Below are 19,125 nucleotides of genomic sequence, written 5' to 3' on the forward strand. Positions count from 1 at the left end.
ATAACCTATTAATTATTTAACTTTTTTTAAATTGTTTACTTATTTACATTTATCCAAAAGTTGGCTTATTGATTATCTTTTAAATAAAAAACTTCCGTATAATTAGGAACAAAGTAACCATATCTATTAGGTAAGAAATAAAGCAACCATCTCATGAGGTTTTGCCATATAAAAGTACAATTTAACTCTAACTCACGATAGTGGTCTTTTATAAAATGTTTCATCTCCCCAAATTTTCTAGGTTTCATTAAAAAATTATCAATTTCTCCAACAATAGGTTTTTGCATTATTTGACTTGCAATATACTTTTCAAAACCATATTTGTCCAAGCCTTTGGGGACAACAAAATTCTTCAAATCATTTTTCCCTGCATTAACTTCAACTTCAGTTAAATCTTCAAAATTCTCAATATAGATATCGTATAAATATTTAGGCTCACGAAGTTCCGGAGACCACATATCATACTCTTTATTTGGGGTAATGTTAAGATTCCCACATTTACTAGATCCTAAATCTCTAAAGCTTATATTCGTACAATCAAATTCATCCACTATATTTTTCATTTGTTCGTAAATATTCTGGTTTACTTTTATTGACGAATCAATTAACAAATTTTCAAATTCATAAATTTTATTGTCTACTGGTATATCTATCATCAATTCAAGATTAGAACGGTCTGACCATTCCAATGCAGAAGCCGTCAAATTTGCCGAACCTATAAAACATTTAGAATCAACTCTATAATATTTTGCATGTAAAAAACTATTTAATAATAACAACGAATTATTTCTTCTTGTAATTACATCCCAAACTTCCATGTCACTTACTCCACTAATTATTTCATCCGGTCTCCAGCGTGTAATGCAAGTTACTGTAATATCTTCTGAAACATCCTCTAATAATTTTTCAATAACTCCTCTTTTAATAAAAGGTGCAGCAATCACTAAGTTTTGCTGCACAACGTTAAATTCTTGTAGTAATTTATCTCCAACTCTTTGAAAGTACACCATATTAGATCCTCTTCTCAGTTATAATTTATGATTTTTTTAGAAATCTTTTAGCAATTCTTCCCCAGTCATTACGTATTTCTTGAGCTTTTTCTTTATCAGGTCCATCAGGCAACTCATCTTCATATCTAGCCCAAGCCATTAACAATAATTTCAGTCCTTCAGAAGCATTATGCAATCGAGTTTGAAGCTCATCTTGGTCGTTCTCATTAATATCACTTAATAATACCTCAACTAAGTGTTTATAGGCATCATGTTTCATATTCAATTTCACGTGTATTGCTCCTCCTCGAGGCCTAACAGTAAAAAAAGCATCACTTTCTAAATCATCTTCAGTAAAAAAATATTTGAGATTATTTGAAACTGTTGTAGCAGCAAGTTCTGAGGCAGTTTTTTCATCATATCCTGTAGAAACAAAGGCTTCTTTAATATCTTTTTCTCTATCTTTTGGTGGTTTAATTTCACCTTCATCACTAGCACCCTTATATCCTTGTTCCATTCTCTCACGGGTAATCTGCGATGCAGTTTGTTCCGGTTTTATTTCATATCTTTTCTTATCACTTTGAGTCCCTTCTTTTTGTTTACGAATAATATCCATCATTGATGAATGGTTATTTTTAATAATATTCGCTATTTCAATTAATGGAGCCCTAGGATCTCCCTCTTCTTCCATCTCTTCTTTGGTTTGATTATAAGTTTTATCACTTCTAAAGATATTTTCTGAGTCATTTGCAACCATATCGATTACATCGGAAAAATTTCTAGCATATTGTTTGTTATTTGTTACACCCATTAATTCATCTAAAGCGGGAGGAAACTCTACCTCAATCCCCCACCACCTTTCTCTTGGCTCGGATGCACTTACAATACTTTGATTAAGTTCTAATTCTCTACCAGCTCTCACAATTGATATCCCTACATTTTTTGCAGCATGTTTACCGTGAGGAGTTGCTCCAGCTTGCCTGTTTGCTCTAGCTTCAGGCTTTGCAACAGAAAATCTTATAGTTATTTCATGCTCTATTCCCTGAAATTGGATTGTTTCTTTTCTAGCAGGCCACTCTTCAAACATAGGTTTGTCATTAAAAGGCTCGGGACAACTTGAATGCTTCATAAGATACATTGGATCATTAGGCTTTGCTTTTTGCTCAAAACTACATTTATTATAATTGTCTGAATCAAAGCTAGCTAGGCGAATATCTAAACAACCTTTATTTATAAATTTTCTATACATACGTCCAATCAAGTGTTCAGAGTTTTCAATTAGTGTCTTTGCTTTACTCCACATTAATCTATCTAAATTTGACCACACAACTAAGGTACCTGTTTCCCCAAAGTTCGCTCCTCTTTCTAGCCATTCCTCTGGTATACTCTTATTAACAGGTTGTGGCACTTCTTGGACTTGCTCATTCTTAATTTTATCAACATCCAAGTAGGAATATAACGCATTCTCAATGCCATTTTGCCAAGACCAAATTTCAACACACTTACACTGTGAAATTGATGAAGCTGGTAATCCCATGCCAAATCTTCCAATTCCATCTCGTTTGTCACGCGTAAGACGAGTTCCATTTCCAAATTGCAAAGCCATTTTAAGAACCTCATTATTCATCCCTTTTCCATTATCAAGCACAGCTATTTGTGATATTCTTTTTGATTTTCGATTAGGTAATAGTATTTCTTCCTCGCTACATAATAATTCAATTTTATCTGCTTCTGCTTGAACAGAATTATCCATTAGTTCTGCAATAGCATAAGCAGAATTCTTGTAACCATTATCTCTCATAGCTTCAATGGCTAAATGTGCAGGTACATAAGTTTCATTTTGCATTACCATACATCCTCCCAATTTTGAAAGTATTCTGAAACGCCTCCAAACCCAGGCAATTCATTGTCAATTAAAGTAACAATCTCAGCTTCTTGATTACCTCCTGCTCTTTGACCTCTAATAGCTCGTCCTACCATTTGGCTATATAGGACAAGTGATAAGGTAGGTCTCGCAATTATAGCACCACTAGTTTTTGGGGCATCAAATCCAGTAGTTAAAACACCAAAATTACATAAAACTTTTGACGTCATATCATCATTTTTAAAATCTTCAATAATCCTTTTCCTATCAGTTTCCATAGTCTTACCAGTTATAAAGTTCGCATGAAAACCTCTCAACCGTAGCAACACAGATAATAATTCTGCATTATAAACCGAAGGGGCAAATATTAATATCCTCTGATGCTTTTTTAATAATTTTTCTGCTTCATTTAATATTTTTAAATTTCTCTGTTTATCTTGTCCTAGTTTTTCTAATGTTTTTTTAGGTATATCTATTGATGTAGATAGATCTTCCAAATCTTTTCCAGTTAACACTTCACTATCATGAAATAGTTGTCTAAAGTTCACTTCTGCTAAATACCCATTATCAGTTAAATATTCTATTGGGTTATCATATCCTTTTACTTCTAGCCTGACTTTCTTTTTTGCAAAAAAGTTGGCTAATTTTTCATCTTCATCAATGTCATTCCATGTTCTTCCAGGGGTTGCGCTTAATCCTAATAATTTTTTGTTTCCTCCTCCTACATATAAAAGATCTAAAACCATTTTATATGAAGGTGCTATTGCTTGATGAGCTTCATCCATTACTATAAATGTTGTCTTGCTAGCTAGTTTACCAATAGAGCTTACACCTTCTGATTTGTTGATAAGATTATATATTTTATTAAATCCCGCAACTATAAAGCCATCATTAATTTCTTTAATGTTAACCTCGTGTTTTCCCCAGTATCTATAAACATTTACGCACCTATTACCTAGGTATGACCAAGACCTTTTAAACTCCTCTATAGCTTGCTCACAAAGTTCTTCACTTGTAGCAAGCCAAACAATGACCGTTGGTTCAAAAGATCTTAAGTGTTCACATATAACATTCATAGTAGTTCGAGTTTTACCTGAACCTGTCGGCATATGAAGCAAAACTCTACTAGGTTCTACGTTTAATTGACTAATCACATTTCTTACAGCTAGCCGTTGATGTTCAAATAACATGTATTGACCTTCAGATTTTTCCTGGATTGGAACATCAAATTCTTCATCTTCTGGAGGATTAAGCCCAAAAAAATTAAACAATTTTTTTTCTCTTTTAGACCCTCTGCTAAAACTACTATTCTTAAGGTTTTTATATAAATCTGTTGTACTATTATATTTTATATCTAGCAGTGTAGCTAAAACTTCTGCTTCATATTCTTTCAATAAATCAAATAATTCAGCTCTAATTTTTTTGTCTAATAGTAGTCCTTTTTCACCATATAAATCAAGGACAACCTTTTTAAGATATTTATTTTTTGAATAGGAATCATTTAGAAATGAGGCCCATTTAATTATATCTGAGCCTAATATTGTTTTAAGTAAATCTTCCTCTACTCGACTAATTAATTGTTCAAATTTTAGAATTTAAAACACCTCAACTATTTAAAAATGTGCAAATTTTTATATTTGATAAATTTCTCCACATAACTCTAATTTCCTTCAAAATTGTTAAAAGCTTTGATTTTTTCCTAAACAAAAACAAATAAAATAGGCTTACTCTCAAATCGAGTAAACCCTAGATAAATTAAACTACAACAAATTGTTAACTATCTCTATCACCAACGACCTTTTCTCTGCTGCACTTAACGAATTGCCTCCAAATTCAATGGTGTTTTTAATATTTTCAAGTAGCATATTAGCATTACTTGAAAGCTCAGTTTTCTTGAACGTTAACTTCCTTTCACCACTATCAGGTAGATATATCGATATCTCCGCTAGTTCGTTTGAATCTTCTTTTTCTAAGGATACTTCTTTTTCAATGCCTTCTTTAGCTCTGCTCAACATTTCATAAAACTCTTTTTCTGTATTATCATTCCAATCCACTGGATTTAGCCCGGTTATTTTTTTTGCTAGTTCCATAATAACTTCTGTTGAATTTTCTATCTCTTTTTTGTTGTACTTTTTGATAGCTTCAACTAAAGACTGTTGGTAAACATCAGGAAACAAATACTCTTCTACATCTGGATTTTCAGTTTCTATTCCCTGCCACCAATTAACAACGGTTTCTAATACATTTCTGTTATTAGAGCTTGTTTTACTGCTTGAAAAAGTTTTATAGATTTCATTTTCAATTCTTAATAATAATTCATAATAAATTCCATTTAATTCTTCTATAAGTCTATTGATTAAATCTACAAACTCATTTTTACCTAAAGTTTTATCACTATCCTCATTTTTTTGACTTTCTTTTACAAATGGCAGAAACTCTTCAAACAATACTTCCGAAGGACTCGTCCCTACTTTGCGCACAATTTTTCTTAATTTTTTCCCTTTATCGCTAAGTTGTTTAGTTTCTCTAGTAAATTTAGGCAAGCTTTGAAACCATCTAACTAAAGCATATCCTGTTTCTTGTATCGAAGGTGGATAACCATAATCTTCTGAATAAATATAGCCTTCTAAAGTATAATTTAACGCTTCTAAAAAATTACTTTTCTCTTTCGTAATTGCTTCTACTTTTATTGAATATTTTTCTGAAGCAAAGCACATGTGTACTATATCTACTCCTTTTATGGGCCAGATATCATCCTCCTTATACTTTATATTTACAAAAGGCATAAATTCTCTAAGAGATAAAGCTAAAAATATCGGTAAAACTCCTCTTCTTAATCCATAAGGTTCTTTTCTGAATGTAACCAAAATATCTTTAAAATTAGTTACTTCGCCTCTAGACTTTACTAGTTCCTCTCTAAAGCCTGATAAAATAGCACGTAAACTACCGTCAACAATTTCTTCAAAAGGTTTAACCATGTCCTCATTCTTTTCTGCTACCTCTTTTTCATCTTTATCTACAACTATCCCTGGTTCTTCTAACATCATTCTATATATTGCTACGTCAGGACCGTATCCTTTTAAACCTAATTTTGGTTCTGCTGGCTTTTCTAACAATCCATCTATTACTTTTTCTAAAGCTTTAAGCTGCATATTAGATGGGTTATTTTTGTTTAAATTTTCGTGAAGTAGTTTAGGAGTTTGATCAAATATATTTTCACATACATCAGAAACTTCTCTAGATAGTTCTGAATTGGATCTTGCTTCTAAATCTATTCCGGCATTAAACCACTTTACGTTACCCAGATCTGGATCAATAACAGGACCAATCACCGACTTAATTCTATCAACTGTATCTTCCATAAGTAAATTAAGTTCTAATTCTGCTTTAGGGTCCTCTTCTAAAAAGCTAGTATCAGATTTCATAAATTTCAAAGCATACAATTCTTTTAGAGTTTCAAAAATATCTAGAGGGTGGTTAGGTAAGGCAAAAACAACTCTGTTGTTATTATTTTTTTCAATATAATCTTTTGCCTTTTCTAACTCGAATGAATTTTTAGGCAACACATAGATTACCATTCCATCTTTAAATTCCTTTTCTAGTTTTCTGTTTATTAATTGTTCACTTTCTAACAGTTCCTTGACAGGCAAATACACACCTTCAAAAAACCTTATCATTCCCTTATCTTCATTATACTTTTTTGGAATCACTGAAGGAGGGGGATAATATTCTTGAAGGATCTCCGTCAAAGTTATCTCTTCTATGTTTTTACTTTCGATGATCTCATTAATTTCTTTTTCAAAATCTATATCGCTACCTTCAATTATCTCCCACTTATTTTCCACACTTCTAAAAAATATAAGTTTCTTTTTTCTTAATTCTTGTAATTGAGAAGTTATTTGTTTATTTTCATCATGTAAATTACCATCACTTAAAGCAGTTGTTAACAATGAAGTAGAAGCAGTTAGTTTTGGGTCATTTAAAATATTAACCACTGCTATTGTTTTTAAAATTTTTCTAGCAAGATCATTTTCTGTTTCTACTTTGCCAAGGGCATTTTCAGTTTTTAGCCACAATTTATAGGAACCACCGACCCCTTTATCTGCTTTTATTGACTCTTCAAAATAATCATATAGCTGATAAATAGGGACTAAAGGAATTTTGTTGTTTTCTATACTTTTGTTTTTTACAAACGACTTCAGACTATTTGCATCATCACTGGACAAAAAAGTAAATAAGGTTCTTTCATTTTGTGATATTTTTGCAGACAGTTTTGGTAAACAGTACACTGTTAATGGATGTAAGGGAAAACAGCCTTTGACAACTTTATTTTCTATTATATCAGCACTATAGTTCCTAAATACCTCTAACGTTCTCGATCTATTATATAAACTATTAAAAAACTCTTTATTGTCTTCTACAAAGTCAGACCAAAGTTTTTCATCCGGTCTTTCAATAGCTTCATCTAGCAATCTAATAAAAATATCATTATCACTGGTAAAGTGATGGAGATTAAACCTGCCCTCAATCCTTCTCCATTCCTTTTCAAGTTCTTCTTCCAAACCATAAGCATATTGACCAAAGGTTTTATGTGTTAATAACACCTGATGCATTTCTGTTTCACTCGAATTACAACATTCTTCAGCTATATCCTGTAGTAAAGCCATATCTTCTCCACTCGGTTTGATTAGATTATTCTCTAAAAATCTACCAAATTCGTCATGGATGATTATTATTCCATCGTATCCTTTTTGTTTAATCTCTTTATTAACTTCTTTAAAAGTCTTTACTACACTTCCATTATTAAAGTATTCAAATTCCGCTCCTGCGGCTAATTCAGGATATACCTTTATAAACCAGTTAAAGCTATCTTCATCAAAAGAGTCTATCTTTTTATAAAACTCTTCAATAGTCATATTACCTTTATCTTGTAACAAATTTATAAAATCAAAATAAACATTCTCATATTGTTCTTTCCATAATTCAATAACTTCTTTTACCTTTTCGTAAGCAGAAGGTATTTTTATGTCCTCTAAACCGTTTTTAGATAATGAAAGTTTTAATGAATAAAGCATTTCTTTTTGCAAATCATCAGTATTCCCATGTAAGATCACAGGTAAATAGCTAGTATTATTATTTAGATACTCTATTATCTTAGGATAATTAGAAGCTGGAAAATCTTTTTTAATTCTTTCTTCTAATCTTTTAAGTTCTTTACAGTTGTTTGCATTTTTGGTCAGTATATTAATTAATATAACTCCTAAAATTGACTTCCCAACACCATAAGGCCCATAAATAACATGAGCCCTTTGATTGTTAATAGTCCCATTTAATACATCCTCTAAAATTGATAAAGCTTTTTGGGAAGGTATGTAATTATTAAGTTTACTTGCGTCATTAAAATCTAAATATATATTAGTTGCTCTTTGGAAATGTTCAGCGGTTTGTACCAGTTGACTTAGGGTTGTCACACTCTTGTCCCTCCTGTAAGAGTAGTTTTACTCTCCCTTTGATATATCAGGTTTAAAATTTTATTTTTTATACCATCTTCAATAGGAACTTTCACAATATCTAATCCAGCTGTCCTATCAACTTTAAAGCCAAGCTCAGGATATTCATTATCTAATTGAAATAATATATCCGTTAGACTAGTAAAATCCAAGTTAAATATCAAACCCACTGTCTTAGGACTTCTTAATAATTCATCTAAAGTAACTTCCCCACTATTTTTTATATTAATAGCCCAGTCACAGATACAATAAGCTACAACCAAAGGATTGATTTGGCTTTTATCTACACTATTAAAATGATAGACCTTTCTATCATTTAGATCTTCTTTTAATAAATTTAGGCTTGTCAAAGGACATTCCATTGTATCTTCTGGTGATAGTTGTTTGTTTGAGGGTAAATAAGTTCTTATAAAACAATCTACATCTCTGTTCAGGGACGTCTCTGCAACTTTTTTATCAAAAGTATTTTCTGCCCACATTGACAACTTTTCTATTATATCTTCTTTCTTAAATGTTTTTTCTTTAAAAATATTAAAAAACCAATACCATGTTGAGGCTTCATTTTCATTACTGGCAAGATGATAATGAATTAGCCACAAAGTATTTTTATTTTCTATATATTTATCATTTTCTTTTATCTTTTCTCCAAAGTCTTCAGTGAGATAATTTACATTTTTGCTTCCTTTTTTCTTTTTTTCACCGGCAAGCCCTGTAGCTTGCATCCACCATCTCAAAGCTTGTACCATGTTTTTCCCCAGCCCTAGTTTGACAAAGGCATCTTCTCTATGAAAAAAGCGTTCATCTTTATCAATAGCCTTAATACCTTTAGTTAGCCAACCTTCTCTAATATAAAAACTTTGATGTTTAGCAAAAGCCAAAATTACCCCTCCCCATAAGATCCTATACTTTTTGCTATCAAGCATCCATTTGAGTCAAAATAAGTCACACATTTCAAGCAATTATTACACATTGTCTCGTCAATATAATATTTACCTTGTAAAGGATCCACCTTAATAGCACCTTTAGGACAAGCTGATGAGCATGTAGTGCAATAAATGCAATTTTGAAATTTTGTTATTTGATATTTTATATATCTTTGGTACTTTTCTTTTTCTGCCACCAAAGCATTCATTACTGAAACTCTTATATCTTTTGACCCTTTAAACACTTGAATATATATTTTCAATTCAATATTGCCGCCATTAATTTTGGGAATTAAATAATATTCCCCTAATGCTTCATTCTTTATTTCTAAATTTCCAAATGGTTTTAAAAACTCAAAAAACTGATCATTAATTTCAGAGTTCAAATTAACTCGCTTCATACCTTTAACTTCGCCGCATGCCTCAATTTCAAGTCCTGTAAAACGATTGTCTAACCCGGCTCCCCCAAATCTATTAGTCCACTTTTTATCAAAAACATAAACTTCGGGATCGCTTTTACCAATTTTTTTAGCAAAATCAATGAGTTTTTCATTCCATTTATTAAACCTTTCAGGATAAAATAATTCAACTAATATATCAGACCAGAAAGAATTCATAGGACAAAGCCAACAACCCACTCTGGTAAAACCTAATTTATAAGCTTTATTAAAATTTAATTCATTCATTAGTATATAAAGCCAAATGTCAAATTCAAGCCAATCCATTATAGGTGATACTGTAGTTTGATTTACCATTTTCGCTCCATCTGTATCTGCATCATACTTACTTCGTTGCTGGGATTCAGCTTTTCTGACTCCGTAAAAGGCTAAAATTTTACCCAATGAGTCTTCCATTTTTTTGTATATGTCGTCAATTGGAGTGGTCTTGAAAACAGAACAACACCACCTCATAACCCTACTAGGCGGCCCTATTTCATCTACTAATTCATAAAAATCATGGTTAGTTTTAGCTATAAAGAAAGGAATAAGAGGATTTTCTTGGCGAAAACTCTGTATATAATCATATGTATATTCTTCCTCAAGGGTGGTATCAGAAAAGATATGGGGAATTTTACTGCTTCCCATTTTTCTTATTACCAAATCTGATACTACAGTAGAGTCTTTGCCACCACTAAAGGAAACAACAGCAGTTTTGTTATGATGCTTAGCTAATTTCTCTTCTATAAATTCAAATGCTATCTCCTCGATACTCTTCAAATAATCATCACAGTACTTTAATGTTCTTTTATAATCAGACATTATTTTTGAATCCATATTTTCAAAATCTTCTTCTGAATACTTGGTAATATAGTTTCTAATATCATCTATCTTTTCTCTTATAACAGACATATTAGGAATTTCTAGGCTATTTCCATCAACAAAATATTGCTTAGCTTTTATTGATTTCCACACTGTCTTATCTATACAGTCTATACCAAAAAACTCCATTAACTTTCTCTCTCTAGCGAAAACAGGACGTAAGTCACTTGTTAGTTTTTTTACTACTGTATTACAATTAGTACAAGTTTCTATTCTGTCTTTTATAGTAACAACCGTCAAATTACAGTTGAAACACCATCCTATTTTTAATTTTTCTTTTTTCCCTTCAAAGTCTAACTTATCTACAAGATTTCGACTGATTCTCAAAATTATTATCCTCCCTCTAATAATTATTGGAGAATAACAATAGAACTAAGCTTCTTTCTCCAAGAACAATTTAATATAATGATTTCTTCTTAAAGCTTGTAAATCCTTCTAAATCACTAAAAAATATTTCTATCTATTTTTCGACTTAATTCGACTCTGACCCCTCACTCCCACACCCTCTTTAGAACTAACCTCTTCTCAAATCCGCCCCGTTCTTTTTGTTTTTTAAGTCTTGTTTTCTCTATTTCTAATACACTCATATTATGCACTTTATCGATAAGAGTGTAGAGAACTTCTAATATATCAGCTATTTCATCAGGATCTCCTGAGTTATAATATTCCATTACTTCTTCTTTCAATTTGGCCATCAAACGAGTTCTATATTCTTTCTCACTTTCTATAACAGTAGTTTCAGCTATCTTTCCCTGCTTCTCTATAATTTCAGGGATTTTATCTCGAATAAGCTTATTGTATTTTGTTTCCTCTCTCAAAAAAACACCCTCCCAAAGTTTTCTCTATTATTTATCTTCTACTATTTCTAGACATAGTTCTATATTTTGCCAAAAAATCCTACTCAAAATGAATAGCCAACTAAATCGCTCAATTTGCTAGAATATATGAATTATATTCTATATAGCATTTACAATTTGGTACATCTGTGCTAATTAGCCATACAAGCACATATAGGCAGACAAAGGCTTTTTGCTATATACTATTTTTTCATATATAATTTTAACCTATCAAGCCTGTCATTAGCTTGACAAAAATAAATCAGGAGGGGAGTTAGCCTTGCAAAGAAAGCTAAGCATACTACTTATTTTTACTTTTTTAGTAGGAATTACTCTAGTTAGTTTTACTGGTTGTGATGAGGCAGAAGGACAGGAAGAAATACAGTTACCCTATGCCGATTGGTCATGTACAGCAGCCAAGACTTATGTTGTAACGGCAATACTTGAAGAGGAAATGGGTTATGATGTCAATCTAACTTTAGCTGACCTTGGTGGAATTTTCACTGATGTAGCTGCAGGTAACCAGGATTTTTATATGGCAGCCTGGCTTCCAATAACTCACATGGATTATTATGAAGATAACGAGGAAGGGTTAGTTGATCATAATATTGTTTATGAAAATGCCAAAATTGGTCTAGTTGTACCAGAGTATATGGATATAGACAGCATAGATGAACTTGAAGAGTACAAAGAAGAGCTTGAAGGCGAAATAACAGGTATAGAACCGGGTGCTGGATTAATGCAGGCAACCGAAAGTGCTCTTGAAGAGTATGATAGCTTGTCTGAATTTACTTTGCTAGATAGCAGTGAATCAGGTATGGTAGCAGAGCTTCAGAGCAGATATGATAACGAAGAACCTATTGTAGTTACTGGTTGGACTCCCCACTGGAAGTTTGCTGAGTGGGACCTAAAATTCTTAGAAGACCCAGAAGGTACTTTTGGTGAAGCAGAAATGATCCATGCTATAACTAGAACTGGATTTGAAGAAGAACACCCAGAAGTCGCAGAACTACTGAGTAATTTTTATGTAGATGATGAGACCTTAGGAGAGCTTATGCAGATTACAGATGGTGTAGATAATGAAGATGAAGCTATTGAAATAGTATTAGAATGGATGGATGAAAACGAAGATATAGTTGAAGGTTGGTTGCCTCAGTAATATGTATTTGTAAAATAAAATGAAAGAAAAAAGTGGGGAGATCGTATAATGTCTCCTCACTTTCTCTTTATGCTACAACTAGCCCCTTTTTAAATTTATATTCAAATTTTAAACATAGCTATAGTTAATAGTTATTGAGTTAATCATTTGTTCCTTTGCTTTGTCATAAGAATCAAAGAGTTTCTTAGCCCTATCAGGCCTGTGATATACCTTCCAGTACCTTTTGAATATATAATCTTTCCCTTTATTCTCAATAAAACCAATAACATCTTTAATAGGATATCCCAAAAAGATTCCTATTTCATGATAAAAACCTTTATCTACGTTAGTTCTCAATAATGACAAAGATTCTTCTAGCGATGAATTAGCATGATACCCATAGTTCTCCAAAAAAGCAATCCTTTTAGGGTCAGAGAGATGACGTGATAATTCATCTATTTTGAAAAATAAAACAAGCACACTTTGCGAAGTTCTTCTAAGCTCATAATATTCTAAACTTAGCTCGTTTTTGATATCTTCTTTATACATATCCCAGAGCAAATAAAGGTCTCTATTCCCTTTGGTAAAAGAAATAAGCGAAGAGGGTTTATTAAGTAAAATTGTAGGCGCAGTTTTATATGCGATTGTAGTTAAAAGATCATAAAATTCCGTTTTCATATGTAAAATCTCCCATCTATTTTGAAGTGTTTGCTATTTAATAGTTTTTCCTTATTTAACAATGTTTTTGAAAGCCATTATGTAGAATTTTTAGAAGATAGTAACTTTAATGTTGCACTTTATAAACTTTTTTACAGCAGCATCATAACTTTTATTAGCTTAAATCGTCCTGATATAAAGAAAAACACAAAGCAGGAGGGGATAAATTTGGGTAAGCGAATTATATATTTATTTATCATAATTGCTATTATTGGATTAACAATAGGATGTGAAGGTACAGTTTTTGAGGAAATCAAGCAAGATCTTGATGGGGAGAAAGAAATTAATGAAGATATTTATGATACGAGCCTTTCAGCAAAAGATCTAACTGAAAATCAGTTAGAAAGAATAATTACTAAACTAGAAGATAAATGGGAAGAAGAAGTTGAAAAACTTAATTACCCTGAAGAAACAGAAGCAAAACCTGAAGGTTACGATAAAGTAATTGATGCCACTTACTCAGAAAACGAAAAGAAAATAGCTTTTGCACTTGCGGGCCCTTATACAATGGCTACGACTAGTTCTGCAACAGGGGTAATAGACATGACACGTGACGAAATTATTATTACTAATGTAGCTATGGGAGAAGCAGGTGTAAGTGATGCCATCACCTGGCACTATGATAATAATCATTTTGCTTATACCTTGACTTCAGCTTCAGAAGAGGGAGAATTGTTTATCGATAGTTATTCAAAAGGCAAAAACATTGAGGAAATCGATAATGAATCAATAGGTCACAGTGAGTTGACTAACTTTAGAAATTTAAGCTGGGATGATAAAAAAGAACAATTATCTTTTACTTCATATAGTGCAGGTGCAAAAGAAGTACAAGAAGCTAAGTGGATATATGATTTGGATGAGGGGCTTTTAGATTTCAAAGGGGAAGAGATTGAAGATACCAATGATTTTGAGCCTTCTACTTTAGATGTGATAATGGAAGATCCAGGTTTTAGTGTTTTCGCAGAAGCAGTCCAAAAGTTTGAACTATCAGAGAAAATAGAAAAAGATAGATCAACTGTATTCGTACCTACAAATGAAGCTTTTGAAGAATTAAAAGAACTGCTGGAATTTTCATCAAAAGAAGAACTTTTAGCACAAGAAAATCTACCTGAAGCTATCTCAAATCATATCGTCCCTGAAAAATTGCTTTTAGAGGATATTGAAGAAGATTTGGAATTTGAAACCCTTGCAGGAGATAATATTACTATTAGTACTGAAGATGGTTCGGATTTTAAGCTGACTTATGCCCAATATGAAATAAATATTAATAAAGCGGACATAAAAACTTCTAACGGAGTAATTCACATTGTAGAGGATGTGTTAGTTCCAAGTAGGTTTGATTAAAAAACCCGGCATATAAGCAGGTATTCATCCCACGGTTTAAAACCGTGGGATGAATACCCTAATACTGTATTTTAAGAAAACATCAGTCCCAAGCCTATTATTAATAAGATCCCACCTATAACTCTATTCGCTATTAAAGCTAACTCTGAAGGTTCAGTATCTTTTACTTTCCATCCAATTTCTAAATACCATACGGTTTTGGGCCTAAATACCCCCAACAAACCTAAAGCAAAGATAATTACTCCCAAAGGGTTTAGTCCCATCTCAGCAGATTCACCATTAGAATGTCCACTATCTGTGACTGTACTATATATTCCCACAGCAAACACAATGATAATAACCACAGCTATTACAATTAATTTTACTTTTACATTGCTTAGTTTATTAGTCAATATTATTCACCACCATATAATGATTAGTCCTATTTGTCTTTACTAAATACGCCTTTATCTCCCCAGCTTTTGTGATGAGCATTAATTGTATCACCTAGTATTTTCTCTTTTAATAAAGCCGATATTTTGTTTATTATGGTATTTTTTCTGATAGTTACTATATAAATATTATCGTCAGTTCTAAACATATGTTCTCCTGTTACCTGGTTAAAATCAGATATTTTTTTAACTTCACTTAAAACTTCGACACCTTTAGGGCCTTGCAATGAATTTTTCATATAAGGTGGGTCCCCATTATATATTTTGATCTCTGCTATAGAGTCATCAGGAAAGATAACTGAATGTTTTTTAATTACTTCATTCTCACCATAATCCGGTAATTTATTTTTCATAGACAAGAGTTTTTCCATTTCATCTAACTCATTTTGATCAAAATAAATAGATTTAACATATCTCAGAACTAACACCTCCAATTTTTAGGAATAAATTAAGATTAACTAAACAGCATTGGAATAACTATTATTACTAGTATAATCAAGCCGATATAGATAAATAAAGCTTTTTTGTCAGGGAAGAAGATTTTGCCAAAGAAGTTACCTTTCATTTCTCCTAATTCAAAATCAGATACTTCATATCTTTTTTCCTCATTATTTTCTTCATTATTTTCCTCATTATTTTTATTTTCTTTGTTATTTTTAGTCATTTTATCACACCCTTTAATCCTATAATTAAAATCTTCCTTTTCAAAACTACTTTTGTAATATTATACCATAGGATTAATATGGAAGATAGTATGCTCCCTGGAAAAATGTTATGTGACCTAATTGTGGGCTAATTCTTATTTTCGATTAAATTCACTCATTAACTTTAACGCTTTATCTTCATCTTCTTTGTATACCAACAGAGTCACGCTGGTTGTATTAGAAGTAGCATATCTATTTGGGGGTGGGGTGTTAGATTTTAGTCTGCATCTAATTCCATTATCTTTAAGATAGGAGTATCTTGCCTGGACTTCACCTAGATTTTTGTTTGTCCCTCCATAAAGTTCTACCCATTTGTTCTTTTGAAACACAAAATAATAAATAAGAACTACAATTACTAAGGATACAAATAATAGTTCCCAAAAGTCTAAAGTCATCTTATCATCACCCACCTACTAACTTAATTAATAAACTTGAATCAATGCCTAAGTAGCAATTCAGCAATTCTTAATTTTTCTCCTGTAAAATTTGCTAGTTCAATCAACATATACTACAGGTTATCCTTTGTCTCCTGCCTCTATGACAATATCAAAAGCTTGTTATTAAATTTTAATTATAGTTCGAAAAATCGATTATAAATTGATATAATGTAAAATATTACTTAAATATGGGGTGGAACAGCTTTGCCTAAAAATATCAGCGAAGAAGTTAAATTTGAAGAAATAAAGGAAAGGCATTTAAAAGAAGTTTTAGAAATCTATAATTATTATGTTTTAAATACAACCGCTACCCTTCATATAAACTCTTTATCAATTGACGATATGAGAGAACTGGTCTTTTTCACTGATCCTAAATATAAAACATTTGTTATTACAAAAGCAAATAAAATATGCGGTTTTGTTATGATAGCACAATACAAAAATAGAGAAGCTTATGACAAAACAGGTGAAGTAAGTATCTATTTAAAGCCAGAGCTAATTGGTCAAGGCTTAGGAAGCAAGGGTATTAAGTACATAGAAGATTATGCCAAGACTAAATCTTTTCATGCCTTAATAGCAACAATTTGTGGGAATAATCAAAAAAGCGTTGATATGTTTGAACGAAATGAATACATAAAAAGGGCTCACTACAAAGAAATTGGCAAAAAAGCAGGACGCTATTTGGATGTAGTAGCTTACCAAAAGATTATTTAGGAATTAATTCTATTGTTTTTTCGATTAAAATTACAATTAGACTAATGGGCTTATTATTAACCGGAAAATTTGGGCATTATCTTTTTATTCTTTTCTTTTTTGTTATTTCCTTTGTTGATTCTCCTTCTTTCCCATACAAAAAATACATAGGCAAATAGCAGAGTTTGCACAAATATTTCGGGTAGACCTACAAATGAATCCTGAAGCTGCTGAGTTAGCTCACCGTAGGTAGCAGGAATCGAGATAGAAATAAACAAAACTTTGAGCCCTAACAACAAGCCAAAAAGCATCAACCAACCGCGTTTATTCTGTATAAAATAACGGTAGAAAGGATAAAGCAGCAGTGCCAGTATACCACCTCGGAGAATTTGGCCACCCAATATAACAAAAGGCATGTAAATATTCTCCAGGTCTCTCCAGATTTCGAAGTACTCCATTGTTTCTAAAGCTTACTGATATCCGGAAATTTCATAGAAAATGCCTCCTACAAGCATATAGATGATTACGTGAAATATAGTAAAACGGCCTACGTACCCCCTTATTGTTTTTGAGGTACTTTTATCAAAAGTTTTAATAATCCCGATTTCGCTTTTTTCCATAAAACCCACGCTCGATCTCTCCCACCGAAGAAACAAAAGGGCAAAGATCAACATTTGGACAGCTCCCGCTGCTAGCACCAGAGCATGTTCCCCAAAAGTTATCTCCGTATATAACATACCCTCAATGGAACCAGGCCTAGGCTCCAGGGAACCCAGGATAGCTATACCCCACAAGGCTGCAAATAGGTACAACCAACCATAGTTACCTTTTACAATAATTTCATAGAAAGGATACAGTACGAGGGCCACTATCATCCCAATAATTATTTGAGCCAGAATCCCTCTTAAACCCACACTGTATGGTTGAAAAAAGTCCAGAGAAACACGTCCAGTTGCAGGTAGTGCATTTTGCAAATTTATAAAAATAACGCTAATAAATGCATAAAAAAACACATAAACACCGATGAATCGAGCTAAGAACCCCTAAATTTTACTATTTTTCATTTTTGTCACCCCTCGTATTTTTTACTTCCCATGGGCGGTCTTTTACTATTCTTTCCTGTATAATTATACCATGGAATAATTGATTGAGCAACGATTATTTGCGATTATGCAGAGTGTGCCTGCCTGTGAAGCAAATAAGACTTATATGCTATCTGTTTTGCTTGTATGCACCTTAATGCACCTTTACTAATTCGTCAACATTTTCTTGAATAGTTATATAAAACTTTCTGTAAACTAATTATAAATATACCAAAGACAAAAAAGACAGGGAAAGTGCTTGGCTCCCTGTCCTTTGATCAATTTATTAACTTATCTATTATATTAAGATTTTAAAAGATAATTTGATTTTTTAATAATAGCTTCTCAAAACGTGATGCGGTTTCTGGACTAACTCTATCACCGACCCTGACTAGTAACATATTTGCCATGTGTTCTATGACTTCTGGATCGTCAGTATCTCTAGGATTTAGTCCGACTAGACCCATTATATGTTTCAACATACTTCTGTGCTCCCATATTGAATTATGCTTTATTGTCTTCCAGTTATAACAAGTTTCGATGCTAATAACAATTCTACTTTCGAAGTCATACGTTCCAAAGGTCCACTTTAACAAATTTTTACCAATAACAAGCCCTCTGTAATTAGTAGAAACTTCAATCCCGCCCAGTTCTAATAATTCTGGAATTCCTGAATCGGCCCATCTTCTAAACTCTGGAGGGTGAAAAGTAACATAACCTACTATGGTCTTATCATGACAGGCAGCAAAAACTTTACCTTCATCAAATTCACTTATAGTCATCAAAGCTTCATGCTGTTTATCAGCTTCTCTAAAATTATTTAAACCTTCTTCCATATTAAGTTTTGATAATTCTTCTCTTGTTAAAGGCCCAAAAAACTCAATAATTCCTTTTTCAGTATTTATAAAGTTATCATTTAAATTTTCAAGAAATGCACTTGACATTATAACCACCTCTGTAGTTAAAAATATTATTCAATCTTCTTCCTAGGTTTAATTATACACAATATGCACCCTTTGTTCAAGTTTTCACAAAATTAAAGTAAGATTAAAACTAAAGACAAAATTCCAACAATTTGTTTAACCCGGTATGATGGATGACTCCTGTAATACACCATCCATGTCAATAAAAATAAGGC

The 19,125-nt window shown here is 32.1% G+C and carries 18 protein-coding genes; 3 read left to right on the forward strand and 15 right to left on the reverse strand.

Features of this window, described 5'->3' with window-relative positions:
- Positions 1-65: 65 nt before the first annotated feature.
- From ACONDI_RS09785 to ACONDI_RS09815, 7 genes are all read right to left on the reverse strand, one after another.
- A complete protein-coding gene (locus tag ACONDI_RS09785) occupies positions 66-1,010 on the reverse strand; it encodes a phospholipase D family protein (protein ID WP_241078360.1) in 945 nt (314 codons plus the stop codon).
- A gap of 25 nt (positions 1,011-1,035) precedes the next feature.
- A complete protein-coding gene (locus ACONDI_RS09790) occupies positions 1,036-2,835 on the reverse strand; it encodes an ATP-binding protein (protein WP_241078361.1) in 1,800 nt (599 codons plus the stop codon).
- Positions 2,835-4,247, reverse strand: coding sequence for a DEAD/DEAH box helicase (locus tag ACONDI_RS09795; RefSeq protein ID WP_241078362.1), 1,413 nt, complete (start codon positions 4,245-4,247; stop codon positions 2,835-2,837). Before ACONDI_RS09795 ends, ACONDI_RS09790 begins: the two co-directional genes overlap by 1 nt.
- 366 nt (positions 4,248-4,613) lie before the next feature.
- Entirely contained in the window at positions 4,614-8,324 is a 3,711-nt protein-coding gene (locus tag ACONDI_RS09800; RefSeq protein ID WP_241078363.1) for a hypothetical protein, read from the reverse strand.
- The gene (locus ACONDI_RS09805; RefSeq protein ID WP_241078364.1) at positions 8,321-9,241 is read right to left on the reverse strand and encodes a DUF4007 family protein; all 921 of its coding nucleotides are present in this window, start codon (positions 9,239-9,241) and stop codon (positions 8,321-8,323) included. Before ACONDI_RS09805 ends, ACONDI_RS09800 begins: the two co-directional genes overlap by 4 nt.
- Before the next feature lie 2 nt (positions 9,242-9,243).
- Entirely contained in the window at positions 9,244-10,932 is a 1,689-nt protein-coding gene (locus ACONDI_RS09810; RefSeq protein ID WP_241078365.1) for a phosphoadenosine phosphosulfate reductase domain-containing protein, read from the reverse strand.
- Positions 10,933-11,096: 164 nt separating this feature from the next.
- Complete coding sequence (locus tag ACONDI_RS09815) at positions 11,097-11,423, reverse strand: nucleoside triphosphate pyrophosphohydrolase (protein WP_241078366.1); 327 nt, start codon at positions 11,421-11,423, stop codon at positions 11,097-11,099.
- A 298-nt stretch (positions 11,424-11,721) separates the two neighbouring features.
- Here ACONDI_RS09815 and ACONDI_RS09820 point away from each other — a divergent pair, with 298 nt between their 5' ends.
- Positions 11,722-12,600 carry a glycine betaine ABC transporter substrate-binding protein gene (locus tag ACONDI_RS09820; RefSeq protein WP_241078367.1) on the forward strand — a complete coding sequence of 293 codons (879 nt, stop codon included), beginning with the start codon at positions 11,722-11,724 and terminating at the stop codon, positions 12,598-12,600.
- Positions 12,601-12,708: 108 nt separating this feature from the next.
- On the opposite strand, the gene ACONDI_RS09825 is transcribed toward ACONDI_RS09820, so the two are convergent.
- Entirely contained in the window at positions 12,709-13,257 is a 549-nt protein-coding gene (locus tag ACONDI_RS09825; protein ID WP_241078368.1) for a DUF3793 family protein, read from the reverse strand.
- Positions 13,258-13,464: 207 nt separating this feature from the next.
- Between ACONDI_RS09825 and ACONDI_RS09830 the strand changes: the two genes are divergently transcribed.
- Entirely contained in the window at positions 13,465-14,640 is a 1,176-nt protein-coding gene (locus tag ACONDI_RS09830) for a fasciclin domain-containing protein (protein WP_241078369.1), read from the forward strand.
- Between the two features lie 71 nt (positions 14,641-14,711).
- Here ACONDI_RS09830 and ACONDI_RS09835 read toward each other — a convergent pair whose 3' ends face one another.
- The 4 genes from ACONDI_RS09835 to ACONDI_RS09850 all read right to left on the reverse strand — a co-directional run bounded on the left by ACONDI_RS09835 (position 14,712) and on the right by ACONDI_RS09850 (position 16,170).
- The gene (locus ACONDI_RS09835) at positions 14,712-15,032 is read right to left on the reverse strand and encodes a DUF6199 family natural product biosynthesis protein (RefSeq protein WP_241078370.1); all 321 of its coding nucleotides are present in this window, start codon (positions 15,030-15,032) and stop codon (positions 14,712-14,714) included.
- 29 nt (positions 15,033-15,061) lie between these two features.
- Positions 15,062-15,442: a hypothetical protein gene (locus ACONDI_RS09840; RefSeq protein ID WP_241078371.1), complete on the reverse strand. Its 381-nt coding sequence runs from the start codon at positions 15,440-15,442 to the stop codon at positions 15,062-15,064.
- Positions 15,443-15,525: 83 nt separating this feature from the next.
- Positions 15,526-15,735 (reverse strand): hypothetical protein, encoded by a 210-nt coding sequence (locus tag ACONDI_RS09845; RefSeq protein WP_241078372.1) that lies wholly within the window; start codon positions 15,733-15,735, stop codon positions 15,526-15,528.
- A gap of 135 nt (positions 15,736-15,870) precedes the next feature.
- Positions 15,871-16,170: a DUF3343 domain-containing protein gene (locus ACONDI_RS09850; protein WP_241078373.1), complete on the reverse strand. Its 300-nt coding sequence runs from the start codon at positions 16,168-16,170 to the stop codon at positions 15,871-15,873.
- A gap of 246 nt (positions 16,171-16,416) precedes the next feature.
- Between ACONDI_RS09850 and ACONDI_RS09855 the strand changes: the two genes are divergently transcribed.
- Positions 16,417-16,926 (forward strand): GNAT family N-acetyltransferase, encoded by a 510-nt coding sequence (locus ACONDI_RS09855; protein WP_241078374.1) that lies wholly within the window; start codon positions 16,417-16,419, stop codon positions 16,924-16,926.
- 56 nt (positions 16,927-16,982) lie between these two features.
- On the opposite strand, the gene ACONDI_RS09860 is transcribed toward ACONDI_RS09855, so the two are convergent.
- The 3 genes from ACONDI_RS09860 to ACONDI_RS09870 all read right to left on the reverse strand — a co-directional run bounded on the left by ACONDI_RS09860 (position 16,983) and on the right by ACONDI_RS09870 (position 18,931).
- The gene (locus tag ACONDI_RS09860; protein WP_241078375.1) at positions 16,983-17,321 is read right to left on the reverse strand and encodes a hypothetical protein; all 339 of its coding nucleotides are present in this window, start codon (positions 17,319-17,321) and stop codon (positions 16,983-16,985) included.
- Positions 17,322-17,375: 54 nt separating this feature from the next.
- Entirely contained in the window at positions 17,376-17,879 is a 504-nt protein-coding gene (locus ACONDI_RS09865; protein WP_241078376.1) for a hypothetical protein, read from the reverse strand.
- 419 nt (positions 17,880-18,298) lie between these two features.
- Positions 18,299-18,931: a GNAT family N-acetyltransferase gene (locus tag ACONDI_RS09870; RefSeq protein WP_241078377.1), complete on the reverse strand. Its 633-nt coding sequence runs from the start codon at positions 18,929-18,931 to the stop codon at positions 18,299-18,301.
- Positions 18,932-19,125: the final 194 nt, after the last annotated feature.

Source organism: Natranaerofaba carboxydovora (assembly GCF_022539405.1).
GTDB classification, from domain to species: domain Bacteria; phylum Bacillota; class Natranaerobiia; order Natranaerobiales; family Natranaerofabaceae; genus Natranaerofaba; species Natranaerofaba carboxydovora.